Origin of the sequence: Siminovitchia sp. FSL W7-1587 (assembly GCF_037963795.1) — a bacterium.
GTDB classification, from domain to species: domain Bacteria; phylum Bacillota; class Bacilli; order Bacillales; family Bacillaceae_C; genus Siminovitchia; species Siminovitchia thermophila.
In genome coordinates this window covers 3,244,816-3,268,747 of record NZ_CP150169.1, presented here as the reverse complement: position 1 = coordinate 3,268,747, position 23,932 = coordinate 3,244,816, and the positions used below count along the sequence as shown (strand labels likewise).

26 protein-coding genes and 1 other RNA gene are annotated in these 23,932 nt (G+C 43.3%); 3 read left to right on the top strand and 24 right to left on the bottom strand.

Going from position 1 to position 23,932, the window contains the following annotated elements; all coding sequences use genetic code 11:
- Positions 1–17: 17 nt before the first annotated feature.
- The 8 genes from NST31_RS15295 to NST31_RS15260 all read right to left on the bottom strand — a co-directional run bounded on the left by NST31_RS15295 (position 18) and on the right by NST31_RS15260 (position 5,201).
- A complete protein-coding gene (locus NST31_RS15295) occupies positions 18–824 on the bottom strand; it encodes an ATP-binding protein (protein WP_339161746.1) in 807 nt (268 codons plus the stop codon).
- On the bottom strand, positions 724–1,602 hold the full coding sequence (locus NST31_RS15290) for a hypothetical protein (protein ID WP_339161744.1): 879 nt from the start codon (positions 1,600–1,602) through the stop codon (positions 724–726). The genes NST31_RS15295 and NST31_RS15290 overlap by 101 nt, the downstream gene beginning before the upstream one ends.
- A gap of 12 nt (positions 1,603–1,614) precedes the next feature.
- Positions 1,615–2,175, bottom strand: coding sequence for a DUF559 domain-containing protein (locus NST31_RS15285; RefSeq protein ID WP_339161742.1), 561 nt, complete (start codon positions 2,173–2,175; stop codon positions 1,615–1,617).
- A 25-nt stretch (positions 2,176–2,200) separates the two neighbouring features.
- Entirely contained in the window at positions 2,201–3,004 is an 804-nt protein-coding gene (locus tag NST31_RS15280) for a PD-(D/E)XK nuclease-like domain-containing protein (protein ID WP_339161739.1), read from the bottom strand.
- Complete coding sequence (locus NST31_RS15275; protein WP_339161736.1) at positions 2,958–3,926, bottom strand: hypothetical protein; 969 nt, start codon at positions 3,924–3,926, stop codon at positions 2,958–2,960. The genes NST31_RS15280 and NST31_RS15275 overlap by 47 nt, the downstream gene beginning before the upstream one ends.
- Positions 3,901–4,098 carry a hypothetical protein gene (locus NST31_RS15270; RefSeq protein WP_339161734.1) on the bottom strand — a complete coding sequence of 66 codons (198 nt, stop codon included), beginning with the start codon at positions 4,096–4,098 and terminating at the stop codon, positions 3,901–3,903. Before NST31_RS15270 ends, NST31_RS15275 begins: the two co-directional genes overlap by 26 nt.
- 78 nt (positions 4,099–4,176) lie before the next feature.
- Positions 4,177–4,386: a hypothetical protein gene (locus tag NST31_RS15265; RefSeq protein ID WP_339161732.1), complete on the bottom strand. Its 210-nt coding sequence runs from the start codon at positions 4,384–4,386 to the stop codon at positions 4,177–4,179.
- 110 nt (positions 4,387–4,496) lie between these two features.
- On the bottom strand, positions 4,497–5,201 hold the full coding sequence (locus tag NST31_RS15260) for an ORF6N domain-containing protein (RefSeq protein ID WP_339161729.1): 705 nt from the start codon (positions 5,199–5,201) through the stop codon (positions 4,497–4,499).
- 67 nt (positions 5,202–5,268) lie between these two features.
- Between NST31_RS15260 and NST31_RS15255 the strand changes: the two genes are divergently transcribed.
- Entirely contained in the window at positions 5,269–5,895 is a 627-nt protein-coding gene (locus NST31_RS15255; RefSeq protein ID WP_339161726.1) for a hypothetical protein, read from the top strand.
- On the opposite strand, the gene NST31_RS15250 is transcribed toward NST31_RS15255, so the two are convergent.
- The 3 genes from NST31_RS15250 to NST31_RS15240 are packed head-to-tail and all read right to left on the bottom strand — an operon-like array spanning position 5,892 to position 6,603.
- Positions 5,892–6,095, bottom strand: a complete 204-nt coding sequence (locus NST31_RS15250; RefSeq protein WP_339161724.1) for a hypothetical protein — start codon at positions 6,093–6,095, stop codon at positions 5,892–5,894. The two genes, NST31_RS15255 and NST31_RS15250, sit on opposite strands and share 4 nt — an antisense overlap.
- 37 nt (positions 6,096–6,132) lie before the next feature.
- Positions 6,133–6,342 carry a helix-turn-helix domain-containing protein gene (locus NST31_RS15245; protein WP_339161721.1) on the bottom strand — a complete coding sequence of 70 codons (210 nt, stop codon included), beginning with the start codon at positions 6,340–6,342 and terminating at the stop codon, positions 6,133–6,135.
- 48 nt (positions 6,343–6,390) lie between these two features.
- Positions 6,391–6,603 (bottom strand): hypothetical protein, encoded by a 213-nt coding sequence (locus NST31_RS15240; protein WP_339161718.1) that lies wholly within the window; start codon positions 6,601–6,603, stop codon positions 6,391–6,393.
- 207 nt (positions 6,604–6,810) lie between these two features.
- Between NST31_RS15240 and NST31_RS15235 the strand changes: the two genes are divergently transcribed.
- Entirely contained in the window at positions 6,811–7,458 is a 648-nt protein-coding gene (locus NST31_RS15235; RefSeq protein ID WP_339161716.1) for an XRE family transcriptional regulator, read from the top strand.
- A gap of 68 nt (positions 7,459–7,526) precedes the next feature.
- Complete coding sequence (locus NST31_RS15230) at positions 7,527–8,612, top strand: tyrosine-type recombinase/integrase (protein WP_339161713.1); 1,086 nt, start codon at positions 7,527–7,529, stop codon at positions 8,610–8,612.
- Between the two features lie 62 nt (positions 8,613–8,674).
- Here the strand turns inward: NST31_RS15230 and ssrA are convergent.
- The 13 genes from ssrA to NST31_RS15165 all read right to left on the bottom strand — a co-directional run bounded on the left by ssrA (position 8,675) and on the right by NST31_RS15165 (position 23,874).
- Positions 8,675–9,039: a transfer-messenger RNA gene (gene ssrA, locus NST31_RS15225) on the bottom strand.
- Between the two features lie 109 nt (positions 9,040–9,148).
- A complete protein-coding gene (gene smpB, locus NST31_RS15220) occupies positions 9,149–9,616 on the bottom strand; it encodes an SsrA-binding protein SmpB (RefSeq protein ID WP_077112844.1) in 468 nt (155 codons plus the stop codon).
- Between the two features lie 76 nt (positions 9,617–9,692).
- Positions 9,693–12,023, bottom strand: a complete 2,331-nt coding sequence (gene rnr / locus NST31_RS15215) for a ribonuclease R (RefSeq protein ID WP_339161711.1) — start codon at positions 12,021–12,023, stop codon at positions 9,693–9,695.
- A 23-nt stretch (positions 12,024–12,046) separates the two neighbouring features.
- Entirely contained in the window at positions 12,047–12,793 is a 747-nt protein-coding gene (locus NST31_RS15210; RefSeq protein WP_339161710.1) for a carboxylesterase, read from the bottom strand.
- Positions 12,794–12,908: 115 nt separating this feature from the next.
- On the bottom strand, positions 12,909–13,142 hold the full coding sequence (secG, locus tag NST31_RS15205) for a preprotein translocase subunit SecG (protein ID WP_077112847.1): 234 nt from the start codon (positions 13,140–13,142) through the stop codon (positions 12,909–12,911).
- 620 nt (positions 13,143–13,762) lie between these two features.
- Positions 13,763–15,118, bottom strand: coding sequence for a branched-chain amino acid transport system II carrier protein (gene brnQ / locus NST31_RS15200; RefSeq protein WP_077112848.1), 1,356 nt, complete (start codon positions 15,116–15,118; stop codon positions 13,763–13,765).
- A gap of 159 nt (positions 15,119–15,277) precedes the next feature.
- Positions 15,278–16,642 carry an MFS transporter gene (locus NST31_RS15195; protein WP_205178779.1) on the bottom strand — a complete coding sequence of 455 codons (1,365 nt, stop codon included), beginning with the start codon at positions 16,640–16,642 and terminating at the stop codon, positions 15,278–15,280.
- Between the two features lie 198 nt (positions 16,643–16,840).
- Positions 16,841–18,130 carry a phosphopyruvate hydratase gene (gene eno / locus NST31_RS15190; RefSeq protein ID WP_077112850.1) on the bottom strand — a complete coding sequence of 430 codons (1,290 nt, stop codon included), beginning with the start codon at positions 18,128–18,130 and terminating at the stop codon, positions 16,841–16,843.
- A 28-nt stretch (positions 18,131–18,158) separates the two neighbouring features.
- A complete protein-coding gene (gene gpmI / locus NST31_RS15185; protein ID WP_205178777.1) occupies positions 18,159–19,691 on the bottom strand; it encodes a 2,3-bisphosphoglycerate-independent phosphoglycerate mutase in 1,533 nt (510 codons plus the stop codon).
- On the bottom strand, positions 19,684–20,445 hold the full coding sequence (gene tpiA / locus NST31_RS15180; RefSeq protein ID WP_077112852.1) for a triose-phosphate isomerase: 762 nt from the start codon (positions 20,443–20,445) through the stop codon (positions 19,684–19,686). The genes gpmI and tpiA overlap by 8 nt, the downstream gene beginning before the upstream one ends.
- Positions 20,446–20,481: 36 nt before the next feature.
- Positions 20,482–21,675 carry a phosphoglycerate kinase gene (locus tag NST31_RS15175; protein ID WP_205178775.1) on the bottom strand — a complete coding sequence of 398 codons (1,194 nt, stop codon included), beginning with the start codon at positions 21,673–21,675 and terminating at the stop codon, positions 20,482–20,484.
- 121 nt (positions 21,676–21,796) lie between these two features.
- Complete coding sequence (gap, locus tag NST31_RS15170; RefSeq protein WP_205178799.1) at positions 21,797–22,807, bottom strand: type I glyceraldehyde-3-phosphate dehydrogenase; 1,011 nt, start codon at positions 22,805–22,807, stop codon at positions 21,797–21,799.
- Positions 22,808–22,836: 29 nt separating this feature from the next.
- Complete coding sequence (locus NST31_RS15165) at positions 22,837–23,874, bottom strand: sugar-binding domain-containing protein (protein ID WP_077112918.1); 1,038 nt, start codon at positions 23,872–23,874, stop codon at positions 22,837–22,839.
- Positions 23,875–23,932: the final 58 nt, after the last annotated feature.

The following is a 23,932-nucleotide window of genomic DNA, read 5'->3' as shown; positions in this document are numbered from 1 at the left end:
GGGTTCCTCCACAAAATTTACACATCGACCAATCCCTCCAATCGGTGGTTTAATACCTTACGATCTCCCTGAATCACAACTGTATAATCTTGGCACATTTGATAAATCCGAGTCCCAAGCGCCTCGTCAATATTGCATAGCTCGTCCACTGTCAATTCGGACGACACCATGATCGGCATGTGGTTAAGGTATCGGTGATTTATGACGGCATACATCTGCTCAACTTGCCAGTCTGTAGCTCTGGGCTTACTTTTAGCAGGTTTAAACAAATCATCTACAAATAGCACATCAATCTTTTTCATCCGCTCCGACTTTTCCTCAAGCTTGTCGAAGTCGTCTTTTAAATCATTAAATCCTTCGACATATGGAAAATATAGAACCGGCACATGCAATCTATTAATCAAGTTATTGGCTATAGCAGTCAGTAAATGAGTCTTGCCAGCTCCGGGTTGTCCAAGTAGAGCGATGCTGTTTTGCCGCAGCCTCTTGATGGCGTCAAACTCTTGGAAATACTCCAAGGCACAATCAAAGGCCTCTTTGATCACTTGGGGCTTCCCGTCCGTTATAAAGTTTTTGAAACCCAGCTTTTTAAATTCTTCGGTAATGTCACTGGATTTCATCAACCTTTTTGCTCGGCGCCACTCGATGCAGTTGCACCGGACCCAAACTTCATTAGGCCATTCTCCTTGAATGTAGCCAAGCTGATCTTTGCATTTTTGGCACTCATACTGTCTTTCTTCTTCGGATTCGGCCGACTTGGCCTCCGGTGATTGAGTCCTCTGGTGTAGTTTTTCCAGCACCTCGTTTATGTTCTGGTTTGCCATTATCAGGTATCCTCCTTTTCGCGAGTTGTCTAGCTTTTTCGGCAGCTTTTAGCTTTTCGTAGTGGTCTGTAATGTACTTTTCGCAGTAACTAAAGGCTTTAATGGCGCCATTAGGTTCACGTTCTGCATATTCGTGAAAGCACTGTTCGAGCAATTTGATTGTTTGTGGCAACGGCATACCACGGGCGACAATCCGGGCGATTGCATCGTAGTCTTTCACATTCGGATGAATTACACGACCTTCTTGCATCGTTCGCAAGTCGATGAATTTTTCTGCAATAACATCCACGGGATCCATCTCTTTATTAGTAGTAGTAATAGTAGTACTTATAATATCTTTATTAGAGTGGACACTTTTGTCCGATCTGGAATGGACATTTTTGTCCACTCTCTCCAACTGATTGGACATTTTTGTCCGATCTCTATTTTCGGATTGGACATTTTTGTCCACTCTCTCAATAAAGCCCCTTTTTGAATTTTTAACGGTTAAAATCAATCCGTAGGGTGCACGAGTGATTCGTATGTATTCATGCTGTTCTAATACATCGAGCCACCGTCTGACCGTTTTTTCGTTAACTCCGAATATCTTGGATAAATCAGATAGCTTGTGGGGCTTGTTCCCTAACACGATGCCCCACACTACTCCGTCTCGCTCTTTTTCGTCTGTAGTGGAACTGATACACCATAGGAACAACCAGATGGCGTTTCCTATATTTTTGTAGTGTTCCGGTGTAAGCAATCCAGTGTATGTGTTAAACGGATAGCTGTCGTGAGGCATCAAATCACCCCTTTACTCTCGATAAGGTATAATGTTTTCGTTTATTGCTTTTCTCAACCCCGAAACAACTTCGATTATTTTCATTGCCTCTACAGATTTTTCGTAGGCGTCTGCCCAAATTTCCGATCCCGTAAAACGGATTACGTGAATGCCGGCACTTTGTAAATCACGTTCTCTTCGTTTGTCTCTTGCTGCCTGTTCTTTTGTTTTTTCGTGAAAGTCATGACCATCGCACTCTATCGCAAAACGATATTCTTCACCCTTAAAGACAACCTCAACATAAATATCAATCCGATATTTCTTCCCGCATGCAGCAACTTCACGCTGTGCGTCATATATCATTACCAAATTAGGGTCATAGTGTTGATATTGCGTTATCGAAGAGTCGATCCAGTGCATGATTCGTACTAGCAATAATTGTTCAATTGGGCTATCGCATTTTAATGCACCTGCTAAATAGGCATTTTTGTGAAAAAGTAGGAGTTTATTTATTTCCTCTTGAACCTTAGGAGTAAGATTGTCCCAATTCATTTCGATGTTCTTTTTACAGTGACCCTCATAAATGTTTGACATCAAATCACCTTCCTTTATTTTTGTGCTAACTCCAAATGAGTTCACCGATCTCCATCGTGTCCCGCGTCCGTTTAGTCATCCGGCAATAATCGCACTTCTCACACCGGATGGGATCCACTTCCCCGGCCTTCACATCTTTCATCCGTTCGATCTTCGTTTCAATATACTCATACTCAAAGCCGAATCGAGATTCAGCAAAATGAAGTACTGCCTTATTTGGCGGGTTTTGCTTTGTTACTGCGACAATGTAAGGCGTGTAAAGCACTCCGGTATTTTCTTCGATCACACGCCTGTAAACCGCCATTTGCAGGACATAATCCCACGCCTCGACAAAAGATACCCAGTCATCATATTTGGTACTCCAATAGCGTTTATGGAGGTCTTGAGTCGTCTTCAAATCACTAAACGTTTTCCGATCGTGATTGATGCTGTCGACCTTGATTTTCCAGTCGACACCCCATAAATTGGCGGTATATATTTGCTCCTTTTCGCCGTCTAGGGCAAACATGCAAAACGAGTCATTTTTCACTGTTTCTATCATTCTGTCTGCCGTTTCAAAGTCTGCATATTTACCGCCACGACCCTTGAAAATAGCTCCGTTGTTCTCTTCGATGAACTGGTTAAAGGTTTCATCACCTTCGAATGCCGCATGTACATAGGAGCCTACTAACAAGGCGTTAGTGGAGGGCCTTGTATAAGACCCGTCCAGTTCTGCCATAGTACGTGCTTCGCACTCTTCAAAGCTTTTAAACTGCGAAACAGAAAAGTAGTGTTTGTTAGCCTTAGTCGAATGGTAATTCTTCTTGTCCAGGCTTATCGTTTGTGGCATCAGACTTCACCTCGTCTTTCGACTTTGAAGCCTTGTCCTTTTTGGCTTTGACATCCTCTTTTGGGGTTCCTTTCTCAAACCATTCTTTTGGAGCTTTTTTGAGATTCTTGGTAGTACTCTCTTCAAACGCTTCTGTAAGCTTTGAGTCTTTATTGTTTTTAACTGATTTATCGAACCAGTCATCAACTTTTGACATGCCGTCTTTTAGCGAGTTATAAATCTTGATTAGCTCCAAGTAATCAACCTCTGTAAAGGCATCTGCATTATAGCCAAAACGTTCCTCAATCATTTCTTGCGTAACTTTATATTGATTTTTAAATGCAGATAGAGCATTAGCGATCCGGTCTTTTAGTGGACCCTTATTGTTTCCTTGGAGCGTTTTGTTGCACTCGTTGACGGCCGCCTCTACGATGTCGCCAGGGATGATTCCTAAGATACAAGCCCTCACTCTGCGGGACCCCAGATTTGCTACCATTTCGTAAATATCACGTTGCTCCTTTAGTGGTTTAGGGCCATTTTTTGTATCACGAATATGTTTTACAGTAAATATTTTTTCTTGCCGGACATTTGTTTCAAGGTCCCATGCATAAGCCATTGCAACTGATTCACCTTCACGTTGCTCCAACTCCTTTACACCAAAAGCAAGATTCCCCCAATTCTGGGCAAGAACCTCGGCCAGTCGTATAGATGGACCCTCAACCACTGCGCCGCCTCTTGGGTATCTATAAACAGCAGTTTGTGCTAAAGATGGACGTTTGCAGGCATCGAGGATTCTTTGCTCCGACTGGAATACATTCCTCGGAAACTGACGGGCCATGAATATCTGCCCCTTAACTTCCTCCATTTCCCGGCTGCTCGATGCTTGAGCTAATACATTTCCTTGGTTGTGATCTTGGTTATACTGCTGTGATAGTTGGTTCATTCGATTTTTCTCCTCTCATATCAAATTCAAGTGCTTCGTACACCTCTTTAAAATCTTCAAATACCGGACTACCAGCAAGTGTGGGAGCGTGTTTTTTTAGCGCTTCATAAAACGATCTAAGCATCGGGTTCTCCGGCTCATAAACCGAGCCACTAGGAGTTTCAAAATACATTCCACTTCCTCCTTAAGTGTGGTATAATAAAAAGTGTTTGTTTTTTTAGTGAACTTCCTTTTGCTGAAGGAAGTTTTTTTATGCTGTTTTTTTCGTCGCTCCAAGTAACTGAAGGATTTCCCTTGCATCATGTGAAAGTTCTTCGATAACAAACAACTCACTTTCATATTCATAAACTTCATCCCCTGCAAAGATTTCATTTCCAAGGGCATCAGTCCCGATCACCTTTGGTTCATCATTCCAAAGATGATCTAACACCATCGGGTTTTCTACATCCTGCCTAAACATTTCTGTTCCTCCTTTTTTTAATTTTTGTCTTCCAATAATGAGACGGCATATCCGCCCAGACAGAAAACTAATAAGATCAAAAAGATCAACGTTACAGGCTCGATGTACATTCAACTCACCACCTTTCTAGGTATCCAATTTTCAACGTACCGAATGGCAGACTGTAACTCTTTCCGCTTAACATCTTTATAGCTGGTGACAGCAAATCTATCTTTGATTTCTCGGTAAATCTCCCGGAACAATTTTGGTCTTTCCTCCGGATCGTCGCAAACTTCGTATACCTTTGTTGCGATTGCTTTTTGTAATCGGCGCTGTTCGCCATGGTCTAGTGTGATTTGCTCCTCGACCTTTTGGTCAACTTGAATCACAAGTTTTCTTAACTCGTGCTGCTCTTTGACAACCGAATCGTAGTTTTCAACGAGATCTGCCGTTGTTCTAAGTACCGTTACCAGGGCTTGGTCTTTTGATAACGAAGTGACATTTTCTTTCACACGGTAGTAATCATCAACGAGCATTTCGTAAGCATCCCAAGCTTGATCGGTATTCAAGGATTTTGCATGGAGCCATGCTCCTTTTTCTGTCCAAAGGTACAAAACAGAAGTAAATTTTAGGCTGTCGTCAATTTGACGTGACCCTTTAAACTCCCTTAACTCTTCACCAGTTAAGGAAAAATAATGCTTTCCTTGAACATATCTGTCTGAATTACGTTGGAAATTTCTATTGATGATTTTGGTGTCTGCACCGAATGATTCGGCGAGTTGTAACGTTGTCAATACGCGTTGGCCGTTTTTAGTTATTGGTTGTAATTGATTCATGGTCTCCTCCTTTGAAGGATTTCCTCTCTTCTTGTCGAAATAGGTAAATAGAAGGAGGTGATTATAATTGGATAAAAAACCTGTTATAGGTCTTACGCAGTTTATTGATTTCACGGTAAAGCAAACAATGACAGCAAAAATAAACAAAGTAACGGAAATTAAAAATCAGGGAGAATATCATCCTGCAAGAGATCATTGGAAGCAACTACGTGAACGAATTAGATATTGTTGTGAAAATCAATTGGATTTCAATGTGCTCGATAGTCTTCCGGAAGAGGTACACGAACGAAAAGCAAACTCATACAGAAAAGCTGTTCTGTCTTTTAAAAAGTTTGTTAAGAACAAACAAATTTCGTGGTTTGATCCCCCGAAATCACATTGGAATTACAGTGATCAAGTAGTAGTTCGTTCAACTCCGGAATTAGGTTTAATAATTGACGACATTCCTCACTTAGTAAAATTATTTTTTAAGGGGAATACCGAAAAAATAACCGAGAGAAACATTAAACCAATATTAAATTTAATGCTTTCTTCAACTCGAGAACATCAGTGCCCTGAAGGCACAGTCGTAAGTGTGTTAAATATCAAAAAATCTAGGTTATTTGTTGAACAGAGTCCCTCCCCGAAGATTTTAAAAGCATTAAAATATGAAGCTATTACTTTTAGGAATATTTGGGACGGGGAAACAAATTAATTTAATTCATTACCTAATTCACTCATAACCTGGGCACACGTTTCACAAATCCACGAATCATCATCACAGTGAAACGCACCATGTCTTTCTTTACATACAGAACACTTTCTGTTTGTGATAGCCATCGTTGCCGCGGTGGCTTCCTTTTCAATATTTTTAACTCGTTGTCCGAGGTCAGCAACACGTTTTTCGTTGTTCACTTAATCACCTCCCGTAAATTGATACTTCTGTTCATTTTTACATAGACTCCTTTTCGTCCTCACTTTGAAACAAATCATTCAACGTACAACCAAACATCTTCGCTAATATCAACCCTTCGCGAATGGTAAATTGCTTTTTACCAGTTTCTTTTTCATGATAGGTCTGAGGGTGTATACCGATTTTGCGTGCCACATCTTTTTGATACAACCCACGTTCTCGGCGAGCAACATAGAGTTTGTGGATCATGACGCCTCACCCACACCGTACGTGATTGCCATTTCTTTGTTTTCCTCCTTAAGCAGTTTTGTTATCACAAGTTTCAAATAGATACTCAAGTGAATACTCAGGGAAAAACGTTTCCCTTATTCGTACTGCCTCATCCAGTAGCAAAGGATACTTTCCGTTTAGTTTTTCGGATACAGTTGGTACACGTCCTTTAAATAATTGGGCAAGATCTTTTCGCTTTATTCCTTTTCTAGCCATTTCAGCATCTAAATTTGGGTACATATAATCACCTCCGACTCAATTTACGATCTGTCGTAGTCGCAATTTTAATATAATACAATCTGTCGTAACATGTCAACGCTTTTTTATAAAATATTTATGACCTATCGTAATTTCTTTATTTACAATTTGCCGTAAGTCATGGTATGATTAATTTGTAAGTTACGACAAACCGTAATTTATTGCGTCATTGATAGGGAGGTGATTGTGGTGAGTAGAGGTGAAAAACTAAAGGCCTATATAGATTCGAAAGGCTACACGGTTATGGAGTTATCGAAAAGATCCGGAGTAGCATATACAACTATCAGGTCTATGATTGAAAGAAACCTGTCCAATGCATCTATTGATAACACTATAAAGATTTGTGAGGCTCTAGGGATAAGTGTGGAAGATTTACTCAATGAAGATGACAAAAAGGTTGTTCAGCTACCTATCGAATCTTCCGAATATCCCTATATCCCAGCTACTGTATCCGCCGGACTTCCTCTATGCATAGACAGCATAGAGGAGGGTGATTTGGAGCATATCTCCATACCGGATAACCTTATGGGAAAATGGGCAGGGAGGAGCGACATATTCTTGATGAGGGTTAACGGCGACAGCATGAACAGAATCATGACACACGGATCGCTGATTGCTGTCAAGCCTGTGTCTCTATCAGAGTTAAAGGATGGTGACATTGTCGTATACAGTGACGGCGGGGATTATGCTGTTAAGAGGTTTTATCAGAGGGGAGATAAAATCATCTTCAAACCCGACTCGAGCGATATTATGTTCACTGATTACGAAACCTCTACAGAAAATGAGGATTTAACAATTCATGGAAGAGTTGTTCTCTACCTGGTAGAACTCGATTAAGTTTTAACGCGTTAGAATTTAATCACGGCGGGCTGATCACCCGCCTATTTTTTGAAAGGAAGATAACCATGCCTGTCTACAAAGATGAGGAAAGAGGAACCTATTATTTTGTTACTCGAATACCTAAAAAAGGTGGAGGGACAAAGCAGATAAAAAGAAGAGGTTTTAAGTCACGCGCTGAAGCCCGCAAAGCAGAGGCGCTCGTGATCGCAAACGAAGAAGAGTTCGAGGAAGAAAATCCATCTTTTGAATTTATGGCAAGAGAATATTTGAAATGGTACAAAAAAAGAAGAAAAGCATCATCATACTTAAAAACAAGCAGCGTTATAGAAACTCACTTGATTCCCAAGTTTGGGGACAAAAAAATTAACAATATCCGCTCAAGGGACATCATGAGATTTCAGAATGATTTGCTCGATTCATATGCCGTTACTCATGTCAAAAAGATACACCAAGTATTATCCGCTGTTTATAACTTTGCAATTAAGCAGGAGTACACAAAAGACAATCCGGCGCGTTTGGCCGGGAATGTGGATATTGAAGAAGATAGACACATAAACTATTGGACTTTAGACGAGTTTAAAGCATTTATTCAACATGTAGATGACCAAATGTATTATGCCCTTTTTATGACTCTTTATTATAGCGGGATGCGTAAAGGCGAATTACTAGCACTCACATGGGGAGACATTGATTTTGACAGTAACACGATAAATATAGACAAAACAGTTTACCAACGGGTAGTAACCAAACCTAAAACAACATCATCTATACGAAAAATCATGATGCCTAAACACGTCATGAAATTATTGTCTCAGTTAAAAGCGGAAGTGAATCCTAAAATGACCTATGTAGTATTTGGAGAGTTTTACGATCACATTTCAACAACAACATTGGATAGGAAATATGATGAATATGTAAAAGCGGCGCAAGTAAAAAAAATTCGCCTACATGACTTCAGGCACTCGCATGCTAGCTATTTAATTAACAGGAACACAATCCCATCTGTTGTGGCAAAAAGACTCGGTCATAAGGATGTAGGAACAACACTCAACACATATAGCCACCTCTATCCTTCAACCGAAAAAGAAGCCGTCCTCAAAATGGAAGACGACTTCAAACTTGCTGAAATTATTCAGTTTAAACAGGCATAAAATGTTACCACAAATGTTACCACGATTCCACAAACAGCGTCAAATCAACCCTAAAACGCAATAAGTGGAGACGGTGGGAATCGAACCCACGTCCAAGAATATCGCCACTCAAGCTTCTACGAGTGTAGTCGATATATTAGCGTTTCGCGTCTTCTTCGGCCTATCGACGGGCTTCCAAAGCGCTAGCCTGATTCATCTCTTCCATGGTCCCCAGGCGGAGGACTTCCGGCGTAGCCCACTGAGAGTGAGACCCTGACCCTACCACATGGGCGATGGAGGGAGGATCCGCTTAGGCCTTATTAGGCAGCTAAAGCGAGGTTATCGTTAGATTTGCCAGTTATTATTGGCGTTGACGTTTTTTACGAGGACGATCCCCTCGACTCGCAACTCGAGCTCGATCTATCCCTGTCGAATCCAAAACGTCCCCATGAAATGAGAAACACCTTTAAAAAGGATCGTTTCGGGAGTACCTGTCTGTCAGGTACAAATTATATTATAGCAGAAAACGCAAATAATGCAAGACTTGTCACTCGAGTTTACATTTTTTGGCGTTCACGAAATGCTCTTTCGATATCCCGTTTCGCTTCCTTCCGTCTTAGATCTTCGCGTTTATCATATTGCTTTTTCCCTTTTCCGAGACCGATAAGAATTTTGGCAAATCCGTTTTTCAAATAGAGCTTTAACGGAACAAGTGTATATCCTTGTTCTTTCGTTTCCCCGATCAGCTTATTGATTTGTTTGCGGTGCAACAGCAATTTCCTCGTTCGGAGCGGATCGTGATTATATCGGTTTCCCTGTTCATAGGGGCTAATATGCATGTTATGAAGAAATACTTCGCCGTTTTGTATGCGGGCATAAGCATCTTTTAAGTTGACCCGTCCCGCGCGGATCGATTTAATTTCCGTTCCTTTTAAAACAATCCCTGCTTCATACGTGTCTTCTATAAAATAGTCATGGTTCGCTTTTCTGTTTTGAGCGACCAGCTTTCCTTCTCCCTTCGCCATTCTGATTTCCCTCCCTTGCCGTTTTCTCTTCGGACAATTATAACATGAAACGGAAAAAGGTTAGAAGTTTGGCCCTCTAACCTTTTCGTTTTTTCCCGCGCTTACGCCGAACATTGGCGGGTGTATTTTCGTATGACTTTTTCTTTTTTCTCGGGCGCCTTGTCGTCCATTCCCCTTCTTCATGGCCTTGGGGTCCCTTGCTCTTGCCATTCCCATTTTTCAATTTGACAATTTTGAGTTTGCCTTCTTCAGGCTGCTTGCGGCTTTTTTTCATGTCGGCGATTTCAAAATCGATCGCATGTTCATCTTTGTTGACATGAATGACGCGTACAGTAATTTCGTCGCCTATACGGAATACATTCCCAGTCCGTTCGCCGATCATGGCAAATTGCCGGTCATCATAGTGATAGTAATCATCGGTCATGTAACTGACGTGGACCAAGCCTTCAATCGTATTGGGCAGTTCAACAAACAACCCGAAATTTGTGACGGAACTGATGATGCCATCGAATTCCTCACCAATTTTATCTTCCATAAACTCCGCTTTTTTCAGCTCGTCCGTATCTCTTTCCGCATCCACTGCCCGACGCTCCATTTTTGATGAATGGTGGGCGATATCCGCCAATTTTTCTTTCCAAATTTCACGCGTTGTCTCGTCCATTTTTCCTTCAAATAAATAGGTCCTGATCAGCCGATGAACGATCAAATCAGGGTATCTGCGGATCGGTGAAGTAAAATGCGTGTAAAATTTCGTCGACAACCCGAAGTGTCCGATACTCTTTGGATCATACTTGGCCTGTTGCATGGAACGGAGCATGACGGTCGAGACAACCATTTCTTCCGGCTTTTCCCGAACAGCCTCGATGATTTCTTGCAAAGCCCGCGGATGGATTGAATTGGCTGTGCCTCTGACAAGAAGACCAAAGTTCGTTATGAATTCAAAAAAACGCTGCAATTTTTCTTCTTTAGGGTCTTCATGAATCCGGTAAATAAACGGAACATCCAGCCAATGAAAATGCTCAGCAACCGTTTCATTGGCCGCCAACATGAACTCCTCGATAATGCGTTCGCCAATGGAGCGCTCCCTGACCACGACATCGACCGGTTTTCCTTCCTCATCCACAATCACTTTCGCCTCTTTGAAATCAAAATCAATCGCGCCACGTTTCATTCGCTTATGCTGTAAAATGCCCTGAAGCTCTTGCATCAACTCAAACATGGGAACAAGAGGCTCATATTTTGCTCGGAGCTCTGGATCTTTGTCGATCAAAATTTTATTGACATCGGAATAGGTCATCCGTTCGGTAGTGCGGATGATCCCTGGAAAAATCTCATGGTTTACGACTTCTCCTTGCGGATTGATTTCCATTTCGCAAGACAAGGTAAAGCGGTCCACTTGCGGATTGAGTGAGCAAATTCCATTCGACAATCGATGGGGAATCATCGGGATTACCCGATCGACCAAGTAGACACTCGTACCGCGTTCAAACGCTTCCCGATCAATCGGTGAGCCTTCCGTTACATAGTAGCTTACATCGGCAATATGGACGCCCAATTTATAATGGCCATTCTCGAGTTTGGAAAGCGTCACGGCATCGTCAAGGTCTTTGGCGTCTGCGCCATCAATTGTGACAATCGTTTCATTTCGCAAATCACGCCTATCTCCTATTTCACTTTCGACAATCTCCTCTGGAATGCTGTTCGCCTGCTCCATGACTTCATCTGGAAAAGCGAGTGGCAAACCATGCTTATAAATGATCGATACGATATCCACGCCCGGATCGTTTTTATGCCCAAGGATTTTTACAACTTCCCCTTCGGCATTTTTCCGATTTTCTGGATAGGCGGTAAGGCGAACAACCACTTTGTGCCCTTCAACCGCTCCCATATTGGCATTTTTCGGGATAAAAATGTCATCTGCAATTTTCGGGTCATCCGGTATTACAAAACCGAAGTATTGGCTTTCATTGTAAGTGCCGACAACCTGAACCGTCCCCCGCTTTAAGATGCGGACAACAGCACCCTCTCTCCGGGAACCAGAACTGGAAGGTGATACTCTGACAAGGACATGATCGCCATGCATCGCCCCATTTTTCTCATGAGGGGGGATAAAAACATCATCCATTCCCGCCTCATCCGGAATGAGAAAGGCAAATCCTTTCGCATGGCCTGTCAATACCCCGCGAACGAGATTCATTTTTTCCGGAACGCCATATCGATTGCTTCTTGTCCTGACGACAAGCCCCATTTCTTCCATCTGTACGAGCGCCTTTACAAAATCTTTGAATTCTTCCGATCCTTCAACTTGAAAAACTTCTTCCAATTCCTTAACGGTTAGTGGCTTGTAGGCTTCTTCTCTCATATACGCCAATATTTTGTCCACTTGATGCTGTATTTGTTCTTCCATATACATCTCTCCTTAAAATAACCCTAAACGGACCAATCAAGCCCTTCGAGGAAACTTAGTATATCTTCGTGCAATTGTTCTTTTTCCTCTCCAAGAGTAATCACATGGGAGGAATTCTCATACCATTTCAACTCTTTTTGAATGGATTCCGATTTGTCATATATAATATTTGCGCTGTCGGGGTTTACTATATGATCATGCCGCGCCTGTACTACGAAAAGAGGGGCATAAATCATATCGACACAATCCCGCACATCGCCAATCAGCTGTTGAAGCGCCCTTAATGTTTTCATCGGTCTTTCTTGAAACTGTTCCATCTCTTGTTCGATCTGTTCTTTGGACTTTCCTTCAAACTGTTTATATTCACGCGCATATTGTAATATCCCCTGATACATGACTTCTTCACTCTTTATATACATCGGGGCACACATCGGAACAATTCCTTTTACCGGAACAGTGTAACCCAATTTCAGGGAAAATACTCCTCCAAGCGACAGCCCGGCAACAGCAATCTCCTCATACCCTTTTTCTTGTAAAAATTGATAGCCTTCCATTACATCCTGCCACCAATCATTCGGACCGGTCACAACCAACTCTTCAGGAGGCACCCCATGTCCTTTATATTGGGGCGCATGACAGGTATATCCTTTTTTTTCCAAAAACCTGCCGAGCATTCTCACGTCTGCAGTGCTTCCCGTGAATCCGTGCAACAACAAGACAGCCCGCTTCCCGGCTTCAAACAAAAAGGGTTTCGGTGGTTTTATCTTCATGGTCTTTCTCCTTCTATATCTTCCTTTATTTACACTATTACCCTATTTTAAGCAAAGTAACAGTTTCAGGCAAAATAAAAACCCGGTTATCATTGAAACCAGGTTTGTGTCAACATTATACTTCAAAAAAAGCAACGGCCATTGTTAGTACAAAAAATAATATCGAAAGTACGACTGTGATTCTCTGGAGCACTAGATCCATTCCGCGAGCTTTTTGTTTTCCAAAAAGCTGCTCCGCCCCTCCGGAAATAGCGCCTGAAAGACCTGCACTTTTTCCAGATTGCAATAATACAACAATAATCAATGCAATTGAAACAATAATTAATAAAGTAATGGCCAATGTATGCACTGGTACACACCTCCCGAGCCTGCCTACAGTAATTTTAATGTAGCATAAACAGCCTTTCTGCACAAGAGTGCTTTTTACACCGTCAAACTGCCCCGCCGGCGTTTCATCTTTCGGTAATCAAAACGTGACTAATAATCGGGAAAAGTCGGCATGAATGATGTCCGAATACGATAGCGATCAGAATGACCATACATGGCTTTTTTTCGGAAACGACTAGAGAATAACCATACATGGCCTTTTTTCAGCAACGACTAGAGAATGACCATACATAGCCCTTTTTTCAGCAACGACTAGAGGGTACGCTTTCTCGGCAACGTATAAAGGGTGAAGAGGGCCCCAACATTTATACTTTAGTTTTCCTTTTACGACCGACTTTAGCGATTACGACCACTTTTTCGATTACTGGCCGCTTCCATGTAATGATTCGCACCCATCCATTCTCCACACCCCATCCGCAATCTCTTCATTTAATGCTGAAGGGCTGGGCATAAGTTGGAAGCTGATGGATATTCGTAAAATAAAACCGCGTGAAATCAAGGGTTAACCACCAGGGCTTTTAAACTTGATTCCATGCGGTTTATTCATTTTTACAAGGCTTTGTCCCAGCCTAAAGGCTCGTTTTAACTTTCTGAAGCAGTTAGCCCGGCAAGGCGGCTGATCGTTCCAGTAATCAGGATGGCGACTAAAGCGGGAACAAGCCAGCCAAGCCCTTGCTTATATAACGGTAATGTTTGTTCGTAAAAAGAAATAATAGGTAACATCCAATCAAAATAAGGAATTTTAATCAGGTCACAAAATGTTTTGAAACCATCTATGATACTTATGCAAAATGTCAACGCCGCCACTGACACATAAACAAGCCGGGCATGGTTGAATAGCGGTGACAGAAAGGTCAGAAGCATCAGCACTACGGCAAGCGGATAAAGGAACATAAGAATTGGAATTGAATAATTGATGATGTTCGCCAATCCGAAGTTCGCAATTATAAAAGAAAGCAGTGAAAAGAAAATGACGAACCATTTGTAACTTACCTTTGGAATCAATGTATGAAAATACTCACCGCAAGCTGTCATTAACCCGATGCTTGTCGTTAAACATGCTAATATAATAATGATTGCCAATATAATAGAACCGAATGTTCCGAAATAATAGGTAGATGCGTGACTGAGGACAGGGCCTCCTGTTTCAAAAAGGCCAAATTCTTTTGTGCTCGTCGCGCCAAGAAAAGCAATCCCCACATAAATGACAGAAAGAAAGAAAATGGCGACAATTCCAGATTTAATGGTTGCGGATAATACGCCGGCCTTTGTCGTCACTCCAATAGAGCTGATCGCATTGATCACAATGATTCCGAAAACAAGTGAGGCAAGTGCATCCATCGTATTATACCCTTCCATAAATCCTTTCACAAAAGCACCGCTGGCATATGCTTCTTGTGGTGACTCGATCGATCCAATCGGATTTACCAGCGCAGTGATTAATAATACAGCAAGTAAAATGATAATCCCCGGCGCAAGAATTTTACCAATTCGATCGACTAATTTCGATGGATTTAAAGAAAGCCATGTTGTCACAGCAAAAAATATAAATGTAAAAATAAATAGTCCGGTTTTTGTGAAATCTGCTTCTATAAAAGGAGAAATGCCAATATCAAAAGCAACAGCCCCTGTACGAGGCGCGGCGAAAAATGGCCCGATTGTCAAATAAAGAAGTGCGGTAAAAATGATGCCATACCACGGATGAATTCTGCTGGCAAGCTCCTGAAGATTCCTGCTTCCCGAAAAACCCATTGCCAACACCCCGAGGAAAGGCAGTCCGGTTCCGGTTATTAAAAATCCAAATACGGCAGGCCAAATGTTTGTACCGGCATTTTGACCAAGCGATGCAGGAAAAATCAAATTTCCGGCTCCAAAGAATAATGCGAATAACATAACGCCAATAACAAAATATGATGAAAATGTCAGGTTTTTACTCAAAATATAGCTCCCCCTAAGATGTGTTCCTCTACTATTTCATTCGATTATGTGTACTATCCTACTCTTTTTTACGACAGCTTGCAATGTATGACCTAAAATCTAAAAACGCGATCTATCCCGTTGTAGATACTCGAAATAAAAACCGGTTTTTTATGTCAGTTACACCTTTTTCTCCCTGCTTATCTCCATTTGCCCCGGAAGCTTCCAAGACATGGCGACAATCAATAAGCAAAAAGTAAAGCAAACCATCGCGACAAGGTGAAATTGGGACAAATCTAATTGGCGGTTGAACGTTAGACCGAGCAAGCTTCCCGAGAGGATAGAGCCAAGATAACGGCTTGTCTGAAATAGGCCTGAAGCCGTTCCCGTGTCTTCCGGGTTCACATGTTCATACAAAGCCGTTTGGGTCGAAATATTGTTAAATCCATTACTCATTCCCAGTACAGCCATAATAACGAGCAGCCAAAGAAGCGGGGAAGTTTCCCTGTAGGTCAACAAGAGCCCCGTCCCGATTAAAAGCAAAACCGCTCCAATCATCATCGGCAATTTCGAACCATGCCTGTCAATGAGTCCGCCGGCAATAGGTGAAACAATTACACCAAAGCCCGCCAGTGCCAGCATGATCAAACCAGTGCGCTCCTCTGTATAGCCCTGCACTTGTTGCAAAAAAGTCGGAAAACCGAAAAAATAGCAATAATAAACCGTATTAATACTTGTAAACTGCAAATAGACCATCGTCACATTCCGGTTCTTTTTCAAGCTTTGTATATCAATAAATGGTTCATTATGCCCTTTTTCCTGAACGTAAAATAAAATGCCGCCCACCAAAAAAATCAGCAATGCCCACCAGCGAATATATCCATCCAGGGATAATAAAAACAAAATTAAGCCGACAATGGAAGCGATAAAAAGAAAAATTCCTTTAAAGTCGATACGCCGGATATCAATCGTTCCACTCTCGGTTTTGGGCAAAATAAAAATGGCTAAGACAAAACCGATGATTGTGAATGGGAAGTTGATCCAAAAAATGGCGTGCCAATCCCACGCCGCGATGAGAAAACCGCTTATGGAGGGACCAAATGCCGCTGAAGTCGAAGCAAAGACAGATAACACGGCCAAAGCGTGCGCCTGGTTTTTTGAAATATGAGAGCGGACCATGCTCATGCCGCTCGGAAATAATGCGGAACTCCCAATTGCCTGTAATGCCCGGCAGCCAAGCAGAAACAAAAAGTTAGGAGAAAACAGGGCTAATAGACACGCTGCAGTCACGATGATTAACCCGGTCAAAAATAGTTTTTTTGCGCCAAACATGTCACTTAATTTTCCCATCACCGGCTGACCCGCTGCGCTTGCCAAATAAAAAATGGAGATGAGCCAAGAAACATCGGCAAACGACAATTGATAGTCATGCTGCAAACGCGTCAAAGCAACTGAAATCATTGACGAATTTAACGGATTCAGCATAGTGCCAAGCCCGATGGTCAATACGAATATCCACTGCTTTTTTTCCATGTATTTCGCCATTTCATCACCTGTTTTTTTATACGGCTCGTTACATTCATGCTCCGAATTACTATAGAACAGATTTTTCAAACAGACAACTATTTAAGTTTAACGGAACTGCCGGAAAGATAAAAGTGGAAGATTTCTGTCAGAGGAACAAGTGTAAGGGGAATGGTTGGAGCCAAAGGGCCCGGCGCATCGCCAGACCCTTTGCCCACATTATTTTATATTGTAAAACGCATTGACACCCGCGTAGCTCGCCGCATCTCCAAGTACATCTTCGATACGAAGCAGTTGGTTATATTTGGCAACACGGTCCGTGCGGGACGGGGCCCCTGTTTTGATTTGGCCGGCGTTTGTCGCAACGGCGATATCGGCAATTGTCGTGTCTTCCGTTTCACCTGAACGATGGGAAATCACCGCCGTATAGCCGGCACGCTTTGCCATTTCAATCGCATCAAATGTTTCGGTCAACGTGCCGATTTGATTTACTTTAATTAAAATGGAATTGCCAACACCTTCTTCAATACCGCGCGCAAGCTTTTTCGTATTTGTCACAAACAAGTCGTCCCCGACAAGCTGTACCTTGGAGCCGATCCGCTCTGTCAGGAGTTTATGGCCTTCCCAGTCATTTTCATCCAGACCATCTTCGATTGAAATGATCGGATATTTATTGACGAGCTCTTCATACCACTTGACCATTTCTTCAGATGTTCTGACAATTCCCTCACCTTTCAAGTGGTACTTGCCGTCTTCTCTGTTATACATTTCCGAAGAAGCAACATCCATTGCCAACTTGATCTCTTCACCCGGTTTATAGCCGGCTTTTTCAATCGCTGTCATTAACGTTTCAAGCGCTTCTTCGTTGGATTTCAAGTTCGGCGCAAACCCTCCCTCGTCTCCAACGCTTGTACTCAAACCCTTTTCCTTCAAAACAGCTTTTAAGCTGTGAAAAATCTCTGCACCAATGCGGAGCGCCTCTTTAAAGCTGGAAGCTCCGACAGGCATGACCATAAATTCCTGGATATCCACGTTATTATCGGCATGCTCCCCGCCATTTAAAATATTCATCATCGGCACTGGAAGCTGTTTGGCATTAAATCCGCCCAAGTATTGATAAAGTTGCATGTCCAAATAATCCGCAGCAGCATGGGCAACTGCCATGGATACTCCCAAAATGGCATTGGCGCCCAATTTTCCTTTATTATCTGTTCCGTCAAGTTCCATCAACGCCATGTCAATTCCAACCTGATCAGTCACATCGTATCCGATGAGTTCTTCGGCAATCACTTCGTTAACATGGTTGACGGCTTTTTCAACGCCTTTTCCGAAATAGCGGTCTTTGTCGCCATCACGGAGTTCAACTGCTTCATATTCACCAGTGGATGCCCCACTCGGAACAAGAGCCCTTCCGAAAGCTCCTGTCTCTGTATAAACCTCGACTTCCACCGTTGGATTACCGCGGGAATCCAACACTTCTCTGGCATAAACATTTGCTATGAATGGCATCGATATCTCCCCTTAAAAAAATGAAGTTTTATTTGATCAAGCTGCTGCCTGTCATTTCTGGCGGCTGTTCTACATTTAGCAAATCGAGCATCGTTGGCGCAAGATCGGCGAGAATGCCCCCATCGCGAAGCTGAAGGCCATGTTTTGTTACGATAACAGGCACCGGATTGGTCGTATGGGCTGTCATCGGGGTGCCTTCCGGTGTCACAACTTCATCCGCGTTGCCATGATCTGCCGTAATGATCGCCGCTCCCCCTTTTTCCAAAATCAAATCCACTACTTTGCCGAGACATTCATCAACTGCTTCCACCGCTTGTATGGTTGGCTCTAGCATGCCGGAATGTCCGACCATATCAGGATTGGCATAGTTTAAAATAATCACATCGAATATATCTTTTTGGATTTCTTCACATAATGCTTCTGTCACTTCATAAGCGCTCATTTCAGGCTTTAAATCATAAGTGGCCACTTTAGGCGAATCAATCAATATCCGCTTTTCACCCGGAAATGGCGCTTCTCTGCCGCCACTCATAAAAAAAGTAACATGCGGATATTTTTCCGTTTCCGCGATGCGCAGTTGCTGAAGCCCATGACGGGACACTACTTCTCCCAGCGTCTGCTCCAAGTCCACTGTTTTAAAAGCCACATGTCCGTCCACTGTTTCAGAATAGTGGGTCATGCAGACAAAATACAAATCTTTCGGCCTGTTTTTACCTCTGTCAAACGAAGGAAAATCTTTGTTTGTAAACACATTGGAAATTTGGATCGCCCGGTCGGGCCTGAAATTGAAAAAGATGACCGAATCACCACTGTCAATAGTCGCATTTGGTTTTCCATTTTCATCCGTAATAATAGATGGAAGCATAAACTCATCAAATATGCCTTGTTTATAAGAATCTTCCACCATTTGAAGCGGATCTGTGTATTGCGGTCCTTCTCCGAAAGCCATTGCCCGATAGGCTTTTTCCACACGATCCCAACGCTTGTCGCGATCCATTGAATAATACCTGCCGGAAACGGTGGCAAACTTTCCAACACCGCATTCTTTCATTTTCGCTTCTGTTTCTCGAAGGTAACGCTCAGCCGTTTGCGGCCCGACGTCCCGTCCATCCAATATGGCGTGTACATATACGTCTTTTATTCCTTCTTCAACTGCCAGTTTTAATAAAGCATGAAGGTGGTCGATATGACTATGCACGCCTCCATCAGAAAGTAAACCGAGCAAGTGGAGTTTTTTGCCGTTTTTCTTTGCATGGGCAAGGGCTTCCTGAATGGTTTCATTTTTTGCAAATTCACCATTTCGAATGGCAATGTTCACTCTCGTTAAACTTTGGTAAACAATCCGTCCTGCCCCGATATTTAAATGTCCTACTTCGGAATTGCCCATTTGCCCTTCTGGAAGGCCGACTGCTTCACCGCATGCTGTCAGTGTATTATGGGGGTACATATTCCAATAGCGGTCAAAGTTCGGCTTATTTGCCTGGGCAACAGCGTTCCCATGCCCTTCCTCTCTTAATGCGAAGCCGTCTAAAATGATTAAGGCTACTGGGGATTTACCCATTGGCGGCCGCCTCCAATAAGCGAAGGAATGAGTGTGGGTCAAGACTTGCTCCGCCAACCAAAGCCCCGTCAATTTCCGGCTTTGCCATCAATTCATCAATATTGCCGGGATTAACGCTTCCTCCATAGAGAATTTTCACTGATTGTGCCGCAGAACCGGAATAACTGCTTTCAACAACTTGGCGGATATGTCCGCATACCTCATTGGCATCTTCTGCTGTCGATGATTTTCCAGTGCCGATCGCCCAAATAGGCTCATAAGCAATGATCAATTGTTTTACCTGTTCTTCGGTCAACCCTTGAAGGGCTTTTGACACTTGATTAGCCACATGCCCTTTTGTTTCATTTCGCTCCCTCTGCTCCAATGTCTCCCCGACACAGATGATCGGCTTAATGTTATGACGAAAAGCGGCCGCTGTTTTTTTGTTGACGGATTCATCTGTTTCATTAAACATGTCCCTGCGCTCGGAATGGCCGATAATGCAATAAGACACACCTAAATCCTCCAGGGCCGCAGGACTGATTTCTCCCGTAAAGGCTCCGCTTTCTTCATAATGCATAGTCTGCGCTCCAATATGTACATTATAGCCATCAACCGCCGCCAAGAGCCGGTCTAAAAACAGGGCCGGTGCGCAAATGATCGAGTCAACCTTGGAGCGGTCGGGAACAAGCCCTTTTACTTCATTCGCGAAATCGACCGCTTCTTGTATCGTTTTATTCATTTTCCAGTTACCTGCTATCAACGGTTTTCGCATACCATACATCCTTTCTTTTCTGTACGAAAGCACCTGTTATTCGGAATGACGGTCATCCAGCGCAGCAATGCCCGGCAAATCTTTTCCTTCCATAAATTCGAGCGATGCTCCCCCGCCTGTCGAAATATGGTCCATCTTTTCCGAAAGGCCAAAATGTTCCACCGCTCTGGCAGAATCGCCGCCGCCGATGATCGTATATGTATTGTCCGCTTCTGCAAGCGCTTGGGCGACACCTTTCGTTCCTTGAGCGAAAGGCTCCATTTCAAATACACCCATTGGCCCATTCCAAATGACAAGCTTCGATTTTTTTATGACATTGCTGTACAGCTCGGTTGTTTTGGGACCGATGTCCAAGGCTAGCCATCCAGAAGGAATCTGTTCAATATCGACTACCTTCGTTTGAGCATGTTCAGAAAAAGAATCTGCTACAATTGCATCAATCGGCAATAGAAATTGTACGCCTTTTTCCTCCGCTTTTTTCATAAAGCTTTTGGCAAGTTCTATTTTATCTTCTTCAAGCAGCGAATTTCCGATATCGTGACCTTGGGCTTTGACAAACGTAAAGGCAAGCCCGCCACCAATCATTAAATGATCTACTTTGTCAAGAAGATTATCAATAACACCAATCTTGTCCTTCACTTTTGCGCCGCCAATAATCGCCGTAAAAGGCCTCTGAGGATTGGACAATGCGTTGCCCAGCACTTCCAATTCCTTTTCAATTAAAAAGCCGGCAGCGGAAGGCAAGTATTTTGCCACCCCTTCTGTAGAAACATGGGCGCGGTGCGCAGTGCCAAAGGCATCGTTGACATATAGTTCGGCCAGGTTGGCAAACGCCTTCGCAAGCTCCGCATCATTTTTTTCCTCTCCTGGATGAAATCTCACATTTTCCAGCAATAAAATATCGCCTTCCCGGAGTTCGGAAACTTGCTTTTCAACCTCTTCGCCGATGACTTCCCTTGTGTAATGAATGCTTCTCTCCAATAATTCCTCAAGGCGTTTTGCAACCGGCGCCAACCGCAATTCTTCGACAATCTTGCCTTTTGGCCGTCCCATATGGCTTGCCAGTATGACCATTGCGCCATTATCAGACAAATGCCGAATCGTTGGCAAAGCCGCCCGAATCCTTGTATCATCGGCGATCACTCCACCATCCATCGGCACATTAAAATCCACGCGGCAAAAAACTCGTTTCCCTTTTACTTGTAAATCATTTATTGTTTTCTTCCTCACTTGGACAGCCTCCTATTTCAAGCAGAAAATAAGAGAGTGGGTCTTTCCCGCTCCCTTTTTTTATTTCCCCTCTATATTATAGATGCCAACCCGTGATTTATCCAATACTATTCTCCATTTTTCATGCTAATCCGCGTTTGGCGATATATTCCGCCAAATCGACAAGACGATTGGAGTAGCCCGTTTCGTTGTCATACCAAGAGACAACCTTAACCATATTTCCATCTAATACCATCGTCGAAAGAGCATCCACAATGGATGAATGGGCGTTCCCGTTGAAATCCCGGGAAACAAGCGGCGTTTCGCAATAAGCGAGAATACCCGCCAATTCCCCTTCCGCGGCGGCTTGCAATGTTGCATTCACCTCTTCGGCCGTAGCAGGCTTTTCCAGTTCCGCGACCAAATCAACGACTGACACGTTCGGGGTCGGAACCCGCATCGCCATTCCGTTCAACTTGCCTTTTAACTCCGGAAGCACAAGAGAGACAGCTTTTGCGGCGCCTGTTGAAGTCGGAATAATCGATTCGGCGGCAGCTCGAGCCCGTCGGTAATCCTTGTGGGGAAGGTCCAGGATTTGCTGGTCATTCGTATAAGAGTGAACCGTGGTCATCATTCCGCGGCGTATGCCGAACTCCTGATGAAGCACTTTCGCAAGAGGGGCCAGACTGTTTGTTGTACAAGATGCATTGGAAAGAATATGATCATTCGCCGGATCATATTTCTCCTCGTTCACGCCCATGACTATCGTGATATCTTCATCAGTTGCAGGCGCAGATATAATGACTTTTTTTGCCCCAGCCTCCAAATGTTTGGCCGCATCGTTCCGTTTTGTAAAACGGCCAGTTGATTCGATGACAATATCAACACCAAGGTCTCCCCATTTCAATTGAGACGGATCCCTTTCAGCCATCACCTGTAAGCGCTGGCCATCCACTAAGATGTCATTGCCTTCAACTGTAATGTCATTCCGAAGTGTGCCGTGAACCGAGTCATATTTTAGCAAGTGCGCCAACATGTTCGCGTCCGTCAAATCATTCACTGCCACAATGTCGACACTTGGATTGTCCAAGGCCGCCCGAAACACATTTCTGCCAATTCTTCCAAACCCGTTAATTCCTATTTTCACTGTCATCATGTATGTCCTCCTTCAAAGGTTGCTGTTTATATGTTTGTCAGTGCTTTGAACAATTCTTTGGCCGCACCCTCATCTGTAATAAACACCGTGTTGGGTGGAGCACTTTTCATATAAGATTGGATCGCTTTTGCTTTTGACTTTCCTCCGGCAACCGCAACGGCATGACGGGCGCGGTGCAGATCTGCCAATTGCAAGCCGACAGTGGATACCTTATGGACAACTTCTCCCTCGATATTAAAGTAATAGCCAAATGCCTCCCCCACTGCCTGCTCTTTGAGCAGTTTATCCATATCTGCATCGTTCGTGTTTCGCCGTGTTGCCATTTTAATGGCATCCCCGATTCCGTGTAATACGATATTAGCCGATTGAATCAAATTTAATACTTCCGATATATTGGGATCTTGCAAAAGCGACTCACGTACTTTTTCACTCACCTGATCCGGAATATATAATGCCCGATGGCTCCCGCCCGTTTGTTCGGCCATTTTGGCGCAAATAGAGTTGGCTTGATTTTTCACATCATCCCCAACGCCTCCCCGGGCAGGTACAAATAGTATCTGTTTTCCTTTACCGATTTCCCGTGTCATCATTTCCGCGGCGCAGGCCATTGTTGTCCCACCGGTCACGGCAATGATATTTTGGGCTTTCAAAATCTTTTTTAATTGATCGGCACAGGCCTGGCCCAACTCTTCCTTGACAACAGGAGTGTCGTCTGAATCGCCGGGAATAATTTTCACTTCAGCGATTCCGAGCAGCCTGTTCAACTGCTCTTCGAGTTCATGAATCCCTGTTATCCCGCGAACTAATTCAGCCAGCTCCTTCAGTAGCACCATGCCGTCATCTGTAATTTCCATTCCCGCCGGCCGTGCCGATATCAGTTGCCGCTCTTTTAAAAAGTCAACCTCGCTTCTGAGTACACGTTCCGTCATATCGAGCATATGTGCGAGCGGTCTTCTTCCGATAGGTCCTGTCAATTGAATGGACTTTAAAATTTGGTACCGCTTTTGGATGATCTTAAGGAGATCTGGCACCAGCTTTTGTTGAAGTTTTAACAGTTTTTGCAATATGCGACCCCCTCAAAATCGTCCCACATGGACGTTTTTTGTCCCAATTCATCAAAAA